Source organism: Flavobacterium sp. GT3R68 (assembly GCF_007109225.1).
Lineage (GTDB): Bacteria > Bacteroidota > Bacteroidia > Flavobacteriales > Flavobacteriaceae > Flavobacterium.
This window is the reverse complement of sequence record NZ_VJZK01000001.1, coordinates 870,353-883,855: the sequence shown is the minus strand read 5'-3', so window position 1 is coordinate 883,855 and position 13,503 is coordinate 870,353. Positions and strand designations below refer to the sequence as shown.

Sequence of the window (13,503 nt, the reverse complement as noted above, 5' to 3'; positions counted from 1 at the left end):
ACTATAATTTTGGAACCCTCACGGATTCGTTTATCCAGCAATTGAACACAATGTTTTTCCCCGATTTTTTAGCTTCTTTGATTTCAGCCCTGGATGGAGCATTTTTAAGATACCCATCGGCCTGCATATTAGCCGTAGCTTTCAAAAAAGGCGCCACCTCACCTGCTTTTCGTGCGGTTTCTGCTGCCAGAAAGTTAATTGCTTTTTTATCGAAAGCATTTTCTCCGCACTCGCTTCCGCTTTTGGCATATAATCGGGCAATTAACAGATATGCTTCACCCAAAGACGGATCTGCCAAAATTGCTTTTCTGGCCATATCACGAGCTTCAGATTTATTGCTATTATTCAACAAAGACGCGGCCATAAAATAGGTTTTTGCTTTTTCTGAAGTACTAGTACTTAATTCCGCCGATTGGCTGAAGTAAACAATGGCTTCTTTTTGTTTTTTGTTTTTCAATGCTGACAATCCAAGGTAGTACGCTGATTTGGATGTCGGATTAACCTGGTGCAATTCGGTGGCAAGTTTTATAAACAAACTGTCAGAAGTACATTTTTTACTTACTAAATAGGCAGTTGCACCCTCAAGCCAAACTACATCAGCTTTTTTTGATTCAAAAGTTTTTTGATAATATGGAATCAATTTTTCACAGTTAGCGACGCCGGAAATTAAAGCATCAATTCCTTCCGACACTCTTCTGTATGCTCTTTTATCAGCTGTTTGATCTTTTGAAGCAACCGCAATTCTCGAGAAAACAGCATCACGCCGGGCAAGAATATCATCCACCTGAATTCCGTTCGTTCCTTCGGTAAATTGCTTGTAAAACAAATCAAAGTACACATATAAGGCACTAGGATTCGTAAAGTTTTCCGGATATTTTTTGAAAGCGCTATCCAGTAAAGCATAGATTTCATTAGGAGTTCCAATTTTGGCATCATACAAAGCCATTGCCTTGTTTATAACATTCCCGTTATTGTTTTTTGGAAAATTCTTATCGTATTGATCGTATAACTTCAATAAGTCCCGAATGATTATCTCTTTCTCATCCGCAGTAGCGGCATTGTCAATTTTGTATTGAAGGATTTTTGATCCTGTCGTATAAATAGTTTCGTCGAATGATGGACACATCATTCTTACTTCTGACCAAGGCAAAAAGGCAGCGTTCCATTCATTTGCCTTCACCAAATCATTATAACGCATCACCTTTTCAGTACAGCCACTATCTTGTGCGTGTGCAGTGATAAAAAAACTAAAGAACGCAATACCTATAAAAGTGATTTTAGTTTTCATCGCATTAACTGGTATTAGTTATACAGTTTCTTCACAAACCATTTGTCATTTAATGAAAGGCCAATGCTGATATTGGCATAATTTTCCTGAACAAGACCCGCTTTAGTAGTTCCTCTTTGTCCAAATTCAAAACCAACATTAATATTAGAAAATGCTCCTGGTAAAGGCAAACCTAATCCTAATGTTAATGCAGTATCTTTAATGGACTGTTCCTCTTTAATCATGCCGGTATTTTCATATCGCACACCTGCTCTATATGTGATTTTGTCTAAATAATTGGTATAGGAATTAAAATTTGGCGTAAAACGCCCACCGACGCTAAATTTGGTGGCATTTTCGAACTTTACATCGTCTATATCGTTGAATCTGTTACCAAAATTGCTGCTTTTCTGGACGGTAATTTCGGTTCCGATCATCCATTTTTTAGAATCCCCGATTCCAGCCCCGAAAGAAAATTTGGCAGGTAATTTGATCGTTGTATTTTCAACCGCTACAGAAATATTATCAACATCAAATTCACCTCCGTTAGAAGCCACATACTGAATTGTTGTAATATCACGTTGGTTTTTTGATTTTAGATTGCTCTCCGGAGAGTACGTCAAACTTCCGTATAAGGAAATTTTATTGTTTATTTTAGTATGGTACATCAACCCGGTATTAAAAGTAACACCACTGATATCAGACAAATTCTTTTCCCTGGAACCGTACTGAACAGATACACTGTCCTGCGCTGCAAAAAGAAGGGTTTTGGTCTCTATTTTTCCAAAGTTATAACTGACATCTGCCCCGATACTAAGATTAGGAGTAATGGCATATCCTAAACCCAAAAATGCTTTATTCAAACCTCCGGTTCCGTTATATTTTCTATACTCGGTTAGCTGAGCGTTTACTTTTTCCGTCCTTTGTATTCTATATCCAACAGAAGAATAAGGCATCAGGCCGAAAGCAGCACCGAACTTACCTAATGGAAGTCCCAACGCTAAATAATCCATCGTGGTTCTTCTGGCTTTTTGTTCCTGGCTATCCGTTTTCAGTTTTGTGGTCAGATAACTTCCTCCGATAGTGAAAGTCGTTAATTTTAAAGTTGGATAGGATGCTGGATTTTGAAAATTAAGGTGAATACTATCTGGAAAAATGGTTAATCCGCCCATGGCACGGTTTTCAGCAGTACCTTTAAATTTTACATCACCAATCCCATAAAAAGAATAAGGAGACGAAGTACCTTCCTGAGCGAAAGAAATTAAAGTAAAAAAGAAACAGATAGGTAATATGAATTTTTTAATCATTTTTGATTTTTAAATTGAAAAGTTTGGTTCAAACTCTCCAGTAGAAAATTTGAATTGGCAAATATGGTATTTTTTAATCGTTTAGCCAAAAATTCTGCATCGCCGCCCGTTAAAATTATTATAAAATTTGAATATTGTTCCCGATACTGATTGATACATCCGTCAATTTCATTTACAATTCCGTTGATTACTCCCGAATGGATGGAACGTTGGGTAGTATTCCCAATGAAATTTAGATTTTTGGATTCATTATCCACATTATATTCTTCCAAAGACAATAACGGTAACTTCGCCGTATAATTATGTAACGATTCATATCTAAGCCGGATTCCGGGAGAAATCGCCCCGCCTATATAATTATTCTCTTTGTCAATAAAATCATATGTCACACAGGTACCTGCATCGATAACAAGACGGTTCTGATTTGGGAATTGGAGAACGGCACCGCTGGCCAATACCATGCGATCAATCCCTAATGTGAGTGGTGTAGCATATCGGTTTTGGAACGGAAAATGGGTTTCATGGGTTATAAAGTGGGTTTTCAGGGTATTTTCAAAACATAAAAACTGCGATTTCTCGACATTTCCAACCGAAGCCACCACCAAATCGGAGATGTTTTTATACTTATTTAAAATATTTAAAATATTTTTCGGAAGCTCATCTCCCAGAAAAACAAAACGCTCCAAAAGGGTACCGTCCTCAAAAACAGCTACTTTAATTCTGGTATTCCCGACATCAACCGCTAAAAGCATAATTTATATTTTGTCATGCGAAGGTACGAATTGATTTTTTTTAAAATTTGTTTTGGATAAATTAAAAATCATCCTATATTTGCACCCGCATCAAGCAAGGTACCTTAGCTCAGATGGTAGAGCAATGGACTGAAAATCCATGTGTCCCTGGTTCGATCCCTGGAGGTACCACAAAACCCGAATAGCAATATTCGGGTTTTTTGTTTTTTACTACCTTTGTATACAATTGCAAAAACAATGAACAAAATCCTCAACATTGCTCATCGTGGAGCCAAAGCCTATGCTCCCGAGAACACTTTGGTAGCTTTCCAGAAAGCGCTCGAGATGACTGTTGACGGTATCGAGCTGGATGTTCACTTGTGCAAGACCGGCCATATCATCGTTATTCATGACCACACTGTTGATCGTACCACAAACGGGGAAGGTTCTGTGAACGATTTGACTTTGGACGAAATAAAGGCGTTGCGAATCAATCATGAACATCATATCCCGACTTTAACCGAAGTTTTCGAGCATATTGAGCAAAAATGCCTGATCAATATTGAACTCAAAGGAGCCGGAACTGCCAAACCCGTAGAAGATTTAATCGAATATTATGTCAATGAGAAAAATTGGAGTTATGATACTTTTTTAGTATCCAGCTTCGACTGGCTCATGCTGATGGATATCCATCTCGCGAATCCTAAAATTCCCTTGGGTGTTCTGGCCAATTACGATCTCGATCTTGCTTTTGCTTTCACCAAATTTATTCAGGCGCAGTCTATCCATTCCTATTATCATTTGTTGTCCGAAAATAAAACTGCCGAAATGCTGGAACAAGGTTTTCAGGTATTTGCCTGGACCGTCAATGAGCCCGAAGACATCCAAAAAATAAAATCATTCCAAGTTACCGGAATCATTTCCGATTTCCCAGACCGAATATGAACCAGAATTACGACATCATTATTGTAGGCGGAGGTGCTGCCGGATTTTTTACCGCGATTAATATTGTGGAAAAAAATCCGAAGCTAAAAGTCGCTATTTTAGAACGAGGCAAAGAAGTCCTGACGAAAGTGCGCATTTCCGGAGGCGGGAGATGCAATGTCACTCACGCCTGTTTTGAACCTGATGAGTTGATTAAGTATTACCCTCGCGGGGAAAAAGAACTTCGCGGACCGTTTCACCAATTTTGTTCGGGAGATACCATCGAATGGTTTGAAAAACATGGTGTGGAACTCAAAATTGAGGACGACGGCAGAATGTTCCCGGTTTCGAATTCGTCCCAAACGATTATTGATTGCTTTCTAAAAGCGACACAAAAATTGGGAATCTCAGTTTTGACGGGTCAAAGTGTGCAGTCGATTTTCAAAAAGGACGACTTCTGGAAAATCGAAACCCCGAGCGAAACCTATCTTACTGAAAAATTAATCCTGGCTACCGGAAGCAACCCTAAAATGTGGGAAACACTGCAGGAATTCGGCCATGCAATTGTCAGTCCGGTCCCATCGTTGTTTACCTTCAATATTAAAGATTCCAGAATAAAAGAATTACCGGGCGTGGCTGCACAGGTAACGGTAAAAGTGAAAGACACCAAACTCATTTCAACGGGACCACTATTGATTACCCATTGGGGAATGAGCGGACCGGCCATCCTGAAATTATCCGCTTGGGGGGCACGGATTTTATATGAAAAGAATTACCAGTTTACCATTTTCGTCAATTGGCTCAATGATGTCGATGCCGAAGATGCCGAAAAAATTCTCAAGGAATTAAAACAGGAACACTCCAAAAAAGCGGTTTCCAAAAAATCGCCTTTTGATTTCCCTAACCGGCTTTGGGAAAGCCTGGTGCTTGCCTCCGGAATTGAAAGCGAAACCAAATGGGCCGATTTATCCAAAATCCAACTGCAGAATTTGAGCAGCCAACTTACAAATGCCAGTTTTCAGGTAAACGGAAAAAGCACTTTTAAGGAAGAATTTGTGACCGCGGGCGGAATTGATCTTAAGGAAATCAACTTTAAGACGATGCAAAGCAAGCTGCATGAAAATCTCTATTTTGCTGGTGAAATCGTGAACATTGATGCCATTACCGGTGGGTTTAATTTCCAAAATGCGTGGACCAGCGGTTTTATCCTGGCGAATGCCATTTAGACCAAAACTGCAAAGCTTTAGTTAAGAAAACTTTAGTTTTTGATTAACATGAATTTATTATTCTGATTTCACTTTCATAGAATGGTTTGAATAAGTTTGTAATCAAAATATTACGAATGATTAAAAACTACTTTTTTGCCTGCATTCTATTTTTTGTTCTTCAATCTGCTTACTCGCAAAACGAAAAAACACTCAGAGGCAAAGTCATGTTCGAAAATTCGTTACTGCAAAATGTCGATGTAGTCAATATAACTAACCAAAAAAGTACTACTACGGATGTGAAAGGCGAGTTTATACTAGCAGCCAAAATCAATGACAGCATTATTTTTTTTAGAAAAGAATATTATTTAAAAAGAATCAAATTAAGCCCCACCGATATTGCGTTCAAAAATATATCAATTTCAATGGTTAAAAAACCCGAAGAATTGAAGGAAATTATAATTACACAAACTCCAAATATTGATTGGAAATTAGATACCGCATGGGAACTAGCCAAGAGAGATGAAATCGCTGCAGAAAGAACTGAAAACACATTAAAAATTCCAGGAGTTTATGATGGCAGTATAAACAAAGGATTAAATTTGGCGCTGATAGGTAAAAGACTTTTTGGACTTTTAAAAAAAGAACCAACCAACACCAAATTGCCCCAAATTGAATTTAAAGAATTGGCAAGAAGCACTTCCTATGAAAAGTTTTATGTTGAAAACCTGAAGCTACAACCACATGAAATAGAGTTGTTCCTTCAATTTTGTGAGGCAGATCCAAAATCGAAAATACTTAGTGAAAATTACAACGAACTCATCATGATGGATTTTTTATATGACAAGAACATTGAATTCAAAAAACTACAAAGAATTTAAAAAATAACACAGCTTTTGAAACTCCAGACACTATCCTTTATTCAGCCACCAAAGACTCGCATTCAAAACAGCTGCGAAACTGACCCAGGCCAAATACGGCAGCATCAGGTAACTTGCGATTTTATCGATTTTGGAAAATTTGAGGTAGGTTTCATAAATCATCAGCCACAATAAAACAATTTCGATCAAGGCCAACAACGGGTTTTTCAATCCGAAAAACAAAATGGACCACAACGCATTCAGTGCCAATTGTATTGCGAAAAGAACCAAAGCTTTTTTTACGGTCTCTTTTTCAAATTCCACGCGGTTCCAAACTAACCCTGCCGCGATTCCCATCATAATATACAACATCGACCAAACGGGAGCAAAAATCCAATTTGGCGGATTGAAGCTTGGTTTTAGCAAAGTCGGATACCAGGTTTCGATACTGGATTGTGTGACCAATCCGGAGAAATAGCCAAGAGCAAGACATGTTGCGACAACAACCAGGATGCGTTTGAATTTATTCATTTCAATTTTTTGCCAAATTTAATCAAATCGGGCGAACATTTCTACAAATAAACAAATCAACGTATAAATCAAAAAAGTATCTTTGCTTAAATTTTTCAGTTCATGATTTCAGCAAACGATTTTATTCCATCAAAATATACGCATTCGGTTGAAAAAGGCAGTTTCAGATGGAGCGCGCCAAGCAACATTGCATTGGTCAAATATTGGGGGAAAAAGGAGAATCACCCGAGCCTAACAGGCGAACAGGCGAAGCAGATTCCGGCCAATCCTTCGGTAAGTTTCACTTTGAACAGCTGTAAAACCATTACTGCATTGGCTTTCGCCAAAAAAGCAAACGATGGAGATTTCTCATTCGATTTGTTATTTGAGGGAAAACCAAAGCAAGATTTCAAACCGAAAATCCAGAAATTCCTGGAACGCATTTTTGTTTATATGCCTTTCCTGAAAGACTATCATTTTACGATTGATACCAAAAATACGTTTCCACACAGCTCCGGAATTGCATCATCGGCTTCCGGGATGGCCGCTTTGGCGATGAACCTGATGAGTCTGGAAAAAGAACTGAATCCGGGAATGACTTCAGCGTATTTCTTTCAAAAAGCCTCTTTTCTGGCCCGTTTGGGTTCCGGAAGTGCCTGCAGAAGTGTAAAAGGCAGTGTCGTAGTCTGGGGAAATCATCCCGGTATTGCAGGAAGCTCCGATTTGTTTGGTGTTGAATTCCAAAAGCCGGTTCATGCTAATTTCAAAAACTATCAGGATACCATTTTGCTGGTGGACAAAGGCGAAAAACAGGTTTCCAGTACCGTCGGACATGATCTGATGCACGACCATCCTTTTGCCGAAAGGCGTTTTGATCAGGCTCATGAAAATCTGGCGAAACTCATTACCGTATTCGAAAGCGGAGACTTGCAGGAATTCATAAAAATTGTCGAAAGCGAAGCACTAACCCTTCATGCGATGATGATGACCTCACTTCCGTACTTTATTCTTATGAAACCCAATACGCTGGAAATCATCAACGCCATCTGGAAATTCCGAAGTGATACCGGTATTCCGGTTTGTTTTACATTGGATGCGGGCGCGAATGTGCATGTTCTATATCCGGAGAATACGAAAGAAAAAGTTTTGCAATTTATTAAGAGTGAATTAGTTGGCTATTGTCAAAACTCGCAATATATTTGTGACGAAATTGGCAGCGGAGCAACTTTAATCCATGACTCAAAATAGATGGTTTTTTGTTGTACCTTTAGTCCAATAAAAATCAATGTTAACCGTTAACCTATAACAGTCAACTACATTATGAAAGGCCCCTCATTTTATTCAAAAATATTACTCTTCGGAGAATACGGAATTATTCGTGATTCCAAAGGACTCTCTATCCCTTATAATTTCTATAACGGTGCATTGAAAACAGACGTCAATACTTCTGAAGAAGCGGTAAAATCGAATGCAAACCTGCAGCGTTTTGTCTCTTATCTGGAGAATCTGCAAAGCGAACAGCCGGGATTGGTAACGTTTGATTTGGCTACGCTGAAAAAAGATGTGACGTCCGGAATGTATTTTGATTCCAGTATTCCACAAGGCTATGGTGTAGGCAGCAGTGGTGCTTTGGTTGCGGCCATTTATGACAAATATGCCCAGAATAAAATCACGGTTTTAGAGAACCTGACCCGTGAAAAATTGCTGTTACTAAAAACAATTTTCTCTCAAATGGAATCGTTTTTCCATGGAAAAAGCTCCGGTTTGGACCCATTGAACAGCTATTTGAGCATTCCAATCCTGATTAATTCGAAAGACAATATTGAAGCTACCGGAATTCCGACACAAAGTTTTGATGGAAAAGGCGCAGTATTTTTATTGGATTCGGGTATTGTGGGCGAAACCGCTCCGATGGTGAATATTTTCATGGAAAACCTGAAAGATAAAGGTTTCCGTGCGATGTTAAAAAACCAATTCGTAAAATACACTGATGCCTGTGTGGAGAATTTCCTTGGCGGAGACATGAAATCACTTTTCGAAAACACTAAACAATTATCCAAAGTTGTTCTGAATAATTTCAAACCGATGATTCCGGAACAATTTCACGGAATTTGGCAGAAAGGAATTGACACCAATGATTACTACCTCAAATTATGCGGTTCCGGGGGCGGCGGTTATATACTTGGCTTTACGCAAGACATTGACAAAGCCCGCGTATCCCTGAAAGATTATAAACTGGAAGTGGTTTACCAGTTTTAACTATTCGTTAACCCAAATAAAAATCGCGCTTCTACAATGTTAAGCAGAAAGAACAAGCTTTTACTAATGAAAATTGTCAGTTTGTTCTCTGTTGTGAGAGGTTACAATATTCCTATTATCGTACTGGCCCAATATCTTTCGGCGATATTTATTCTCGCACCGGAGAAAAGGGCATTGACCGTATTATTGGATTTCAATCTTTTTATTATCGTTTTGGCTTCCTCGTTAACCATTGCGTCGGGCTATATCATCAATAGTTTTTACGACAGCAAAAAAGACCTGATTAACCGCCCGGAAAAATCGATGCTGGATCGTCTGGTAAGACAGAGCACGAAATTGTATGTGTATTTCGGGTTGAATTTCGTCGTCGCGTTTTTATCCTTTTTTGTTTCCTGGCGTGCCGTATTGTTTTTCTCAGTTTACATTTTCCTGATTTGGTTTTATTCCCACAAGGTCAAAAAATACCCAATTATAGGGAACCTGATGGCTGCTTTTATGGCAGTATTGCCTTTTTTTGCTATTCTTTTGTATTATAAAAATTTATACGAAGTTATTTTCTCCCATGCTATCTTCCTGTATCTATTGTTATTGATTAGGGAAATGATCAAGGATTTGGAAAACATTAAAGGAGATTTGGCAAATGATTACCAGACCATTCCGATTCTTTACGGTGAAAACACTTCCAAAAAAGTCATCACGGCATTGACGGTCTTTACTGTCCTTCCGGTATACGTATTGATTGACATTTATGATGTCGGCTATATGGATATTTATTTTTATGTCTGCATGATCATCCTGATATTTTTCCTCATTTACTTATGGAAATCCGATTCGAAGCCACAGTTTTTATTGCTTCATAACGTATTGAAACTTCTCATTGTTACCGGTGTATTTTCTATTGTACTGATCGACCCATCAGTGTTGTGGCATGGGCGAAAACTGTTGTTAACGGCATTTACCGGACACAGCCATTTAATCTCCCTGTTATAAGATTCTGCCTAAAATTTCCTGCTCATTTCCAAATATCGCGAATAGTCTAGCCCCGATGGCGGCGGTATCCCACGCTTTTTTGCGTGGATAAAGCTAACAGCGGGAATTGCTCCTAAAAATAAACTTTCGACTGAGGGTAATTCGCTTATTCTGTAGAAGTTACCGTTTAATAATGCTCAATTGTTGATTCTCAACTATTTAAATACTATCTTTGCACAAATTATGGATTAATATGAATAATAAGCAAGGCAATAATAAAGGAACGGGAGCAAGAGCAAATAGCTCAAGACCAAGTTCTAATAAGCCAAAACCTGCGATGCAAAAAAGGGCACAAGGGCCTAAAAAAGTAAAGACGACCACTAAAGTTGCAGAAGTTGCTACTGATAAAGTAGAGAAAAAGCCAAATCAGGCTCCTAAGAGACCCAAAGTAAAAGACGAAATCCGTCTGAACAAATACATTGCTAATTCTGGCGCGTGTTCGCGTCGTGATGCTGATATTTACATCCAATCCGGTAACGTAAAAGTGAACGGAATTCCGGTGACGGAAATGGGCTATATGGTAAAACCGGGTGATGTCGTGAATTTTGACGGCGCTACTTTGATTCCGGAGAAAAAGGAATATATCTTACTGAACAAGCCTAAAAACTTTACGACTGCTCTTGACGAAGGTCAGGAATTCCGTAATGTGTTGGAATTGGTAAAAGGTTCTACGACTTCAAAAATTGGAGCAGTAGGAAGGATGGACAAGAACACTACAGGTCTGTTATTGTTTACGAATGATACCGATATGATTCGTAAATTTGCTTTGCCAAATCAGAAGTCATCTAAAATCTACCAAGTTTCGCTGGATAAAAATCTGAAATTTGAAGACTTGGAAAAAATCAGCAAAGGACTTGTTCTAGATGGTCACCGCGTGTATATCGAGGAAGTAAGTTACATCGAAAATGAAGCGAAAAGCGAGATTGGACTGAAGTTAAAATCTTCGAATGTGAAGGTGGTACGGGCTATTTTCGAACACTTCAAGTATGATGTCTTGCGAATTGACCGAGTTGCCTTTGCGGGTCTAACCAAGAAAAACCTGCCTCGAGGAAACTGGAGAATGTTGACTGAACAAGAGATTATCAACTTGAAAAATATGTAATATTGTTATTGTAACAGTAAATCAATTAATAAAATTCCTGCTTCCATTTACAGCAGGAATTTTTCATTTTAAAAATAAAATATGACTCCGGAAAAATTACAATCTATTGCTTTCAAATGGTTTGATGCGTTCAATAATCATAATTTAGAACAACTTTTGTCTTTGTATGATGACGAGGCGGAACATTTCAGCCCTAAATTAAAAATCCGCCAGCCGGAAACCAACGGTTTGGTTATAGGAAAACAGGCCATGCGCGAATGGTGGCGGGATGCCTTTGAACGATTACCAACGCTAAATTATAAAGTGACTTCGCTTACCGCCAATGGCGATCGCGTTTTCATGGAATATGTCCGTTCAGTGGAAGGGGAAGAAAATATGCTGGTGGCCGAAGTGTTGGTAGTCAGAGACAACAGGATAATAGCTTCGCGTGTCTATCACGGATAAACATATCATAAATTTATTTAAATCTGTTTCGGGTAATTCTTATATTTACCCCTCTTTATTTCTTTATTTAATATGAAAAAAATCTCAATCCTCTTCATTGCATTTTCGATGGCAACTCTGTTAGTAAACTGTAAATCCGAAGAAAAAGCACCCGATTTTGCCGGAGTGACCAAAAGTTATTTTGACGAAAAAAATCAGCTGAATCCGTTAGATGCTACCTTAAACGGGCAGAACCAATACAATGATCAGTTGGTACTGGAAATGACTGATGGATTCCGCACCAAACAACAAGCTTTTTTTGATAAATACGAGGAAGAACTTGCCGCGATTGATGTTTCAAAATTAAATGATGAGGAAAAAATCAGTTATGAAATCATTAAATGGGAAATTGCCGTTGGAGAGGAGCTATTAAAGCAACCGACTAATCTAATGCCTATCCACCAATTTTGGGGTACGCATTTAACAATGGGGCAATTTGCCGGAGGTACTGCTGCACAACCTTTTAAAACAGAAAAAGACTATGCTAATTTCCTTAAAAGAATGGACACGTATGCCGTTTGGATGGATTCTGCAATGGTTTATATGAAAAAAGGAATGGCGAAGGGAATTGTTTTACCAAAAACGCTTACGCTAAAAGTGATTCCGGAATTTGAAGATATGATCACTCCAAAAGTGGAAGACAATTTGTTTTACAGCACGATCAAAACGATGCCGGACACTTTTTCCGATGCTGTCAAAAAAGATTTAACCACAAAATACGCTGCAGTCATCAACGAGAAGTTAACACCTCGTTTCAAAAAAATGGCGCAATTCCTAAAAGAAGAATATCTGCCTGCAAGCCGAACCACAAGCGGTATTGGCAGCTTCCCATTTGGAAAAGAATTGTATGCCGCTTACGTTAAACAATGGACAACAACCCAAATGACTCCGGAAGAAATCCACGAATTAGGAATGAAAGAAGTGGCCAGACTGAAAGAGGAAATGGAAAAAGTAAAAACTCAGGTAGGTTTCAAAGGAACTATCAAAGATTTTTTTGACGAAGTTCGAAACAAAAAAGAACTGAAACCATTTCAAAAACCGGAAGAAGTCATTGCGAATTTTGAAAGCATTTATGCGCGGATCAAGCCGAATGTGGACAAATTATTCGCCTTGCAGCCAAAGACCAAATTCGAAATCAGACGTACCGAAGCCTTCAGGGAAAATTCTGCCAGCGCCGAATACATTCAGGGAACTGCTGATGGATCACGCCCGGGTATCTTTTATGTTCCAATTCCGGACGTGCAAAGCTATAACTTGTATGCTGATGAGGATTTGTTTTTACACGAAGCCATTCCGGGTCACCATTTCCAGATTTCATTGCAGCAGGAAAACCAGCAATTACCGGACTTCAGGAAATTCAACTGGTTTGGTGCTTATGGCGAAGGCTGGGCTTTGTACACCGAAAGTCTAGGGAAAGAATTGGGATTATACCAAGACCCATATCAGTATTTTGGAATGTTGGGCAGCGAAATGCATCGCGCAATCCGTCTGGTAGTCGATACCGGAATCCATACCAAAAACTGGACCAGGGAACAAGCGATAAAATACTCTTTGGAAAATGAAGCGGAAAGCGAAGCCAGCATCATTTCGGAAATTGAGCGCTATATGGCCATTCCGGGACAAGCAACGTCGTATAAAATAGGACAACTAAAAATTATTGAACTGCGTAAAAAAGCAGCAGCCAAAATGGGAACGAAATTCGATATCAGGAAATTCCACGAGAAAGTATTGGAATCCGGCGTCATGCCATTGGCGTTGTTAGAAAAGAAAATCAATGCCTGGATCGAAACAGGTAAATAATTATAGAAAGCTTCTCAATCGGGAAG

General features: G+C 38.8%; 13 protein-coding genes and 1 tRNA gene. 10 read left to right on the top strand and 4 right to left on the bottom strand.

The annotated features are described in order from the left end of the window. Position 1 precedes the first annotated feature (1 nt). The 3 genes from FNW07_RS03835 to FNW07_RS03825 are packed head-to-tail and all read right to left on the bottom strand — an operon-like array spanning position 2 to position 3,326. Positions 2–1,288, bottom strand: coding sequence for a lipopolysaccharide assembly protein LapB (locus tag FNW07_RS03835; protein ID WP_126743646.1), 1,287 nt, complete (start codon positions 1,286–1,288; stop codon positions 2–4). A 14-nt stretch (positions 1,289–1,302) separates the two neighbouring features. After that, on the bottom strand, positions 1,303–2,574 hold the full coding sequence (locus tag FNW07_RS03830) for an outer membrane protein transport protein (protein WP_126743645.1): 1,272 nt from the start codon (positions 2,572–2,574) through the stop codon (positions 1,303–1,305). After that, on the bottom strand, positions 2,571–3,326 hold the full coding sequence (locus tag FNW07_RS03825; RefSeq protein WP_126743644.1) for a type III pantothenate kinase: 756 nt from the start codon (positions 3,324–3,326) through the stop codon (positions 2,571–2,573). Before FNW07_RS03825 ends, FNW07_RS03830 begins: the two co-directional genes overlap by 4 nt. A 98-nt stretch (positions 3,327–3,424) precedes the next feature. Between FNW07_RS03825 and FNW07_RS03820 the strand changes: the two genes are divergently transcribed. The 4 genes from FNW07_RS03820 (at position 3,425) to FNW07_RS03805 (ending at position 6,315) form a co-directional block, all read left to right on the top strand. Then, positions 3,425–3,497, top strand: a tRNA-Phe gene (locus FNW07_RS03820). Between the two features lie 66 nt (positions 3,498–3,563). Further along, on the top strand, positions 3,564–4,250 hold the full coding sequence (locus FNW07_RS03815) for a glycerophosphodiester phosphodiesterase family protein (RefSeq protein ID WP_126745288.1): 687 nt from the start codon (positions 3,564–3,566) through the stop codon (positions 4,248–4,250). Further along, on the top strand, positions 4,247–5,455 hold the full coding sequence (locus FNW07_RS03810) for an NAD(P)/FAD-dependent oxidoreductase (protein WP_126745287.1): 1,209 nt from the start codon (positions 4,247–4,249) through the stop codon (positions 5,453–5,455). Before FNW07_RS03815 ends, FNW07_RS03810 begins: the two co-directional genes overlap by 4 nt. A gap of 116 nt (positions 5,456–5,571) precedes the next feature. Next, positions 5,572–6,315, top strand: a complete 744-nt coding sequence (locus FNW07_RS03805; RefSeq protein WP_126745286.1) for a hypothetical protein — start codon at positions 5,572–5,574, stop codon at positions 6,313–6,315. A 30-nt stretch (positions 6,316–6,345) separates the two neighbouring features. On the opposite strand, the gene FNW07_RS03800 is transcribed toward FNW07_RS03805, so the two are convergent. Then, positions 6,346–6,825 carry a TspO/MBR family protein gene (locus FNW07_RS03800; RefSeq protein ID WP_126745285.1) on the bottom strand — a complete coding sequence of 160 codons (480 nt, stop codon included), beginning with the start codon at positions 6,823–6,825 and terminating at the stop codon, positions 6,346–6,348. A gap of 102 nt (positions 6,826–6,927) precedes the next feature. Here FNW07_RS03800 and FNW07_RS03795 point away from each other — a divergent pair, with 102 nt between their 5' ends. The 6 genes from FNW07_RS03795 to FNW07_RS03770 all read left to right on the top strand — a co-directional run bounded on the left by FNW07_RS03795 (position 6,928) and on the right by FNW07_RS03770 (position 13,477). Next, positions 6,928–8,052, top strand: a complete 1,125-nt coding sequence (locus FNW07_RS03795; protein WP_126745284.1) for a diphosphomevalonate/mevalonate 3,5-bisphosphate decarboxylase family protein — start codon at positions 6,928–6,930, stop codon at positions 8,050–8,052. Positions 8,053–8,124: 72 nt separating this feature from the next. Beyond that, positions 8,125–9,063, top strand: coding sequence for a mevalonate kinase (locus FNW07_RS03790; RefSeq protein ID WP_126745283.1), 939 nt, complete (start codon positions 8,125–8,127; stop codon positions 9,061–9,063). A gap of 36 nt (positions 9,064–9,099) precedes the next feature. Then, positions 9,100–10,053, top strand: coding sequence for a geranylgeranylglycerol-phosphate geranylgeranyltransferase (locus FNW07_RS03785; RefSeq protein ID WP_126745282.1), 954 nt, complete (start codon positions 9,100–9,102; stop codon positions 10,051–10,053). Between the two features lie 232 nt (positions 10,054–10,285). Beyond that, positions 10,286–11,194, top strand: a complete 909-nt coding sequence (locus FNW07_RS03780; RefSeq protein ID WP_126745281.1) for a pseudouridine synthase — start codon at positions 10,286–10,288, stop codon at positions 11,192–11,194. Between the two features lie 81 nt (positions 11,195–11,275). Beyond that, positions 11,276–11,638, top strand: a complete 363-nt coding sequence (locus FNW07_RS03775) for a nuclear transport factor 2 family protein (RefSeq protein WP_126745280.1) — start codon at positions 11,276–11,278, stop codon at positions 11,636–11,638. Between the two features lie 72 nt (positions 11,639–11,710). Beyond that, positions 11,711–13,477, top strand: coding sequence for a DUF885 family protein (locus FNW07_RS03770; RefSeq protein ID WP_126745279.1), 1,767 nt, complete (start codon positions 11,711–11,713; stop codon positions 13,475–13,477). The last annotated feature ends 26 nt before the right edge of the window (positions 13,478–13,503 follow it).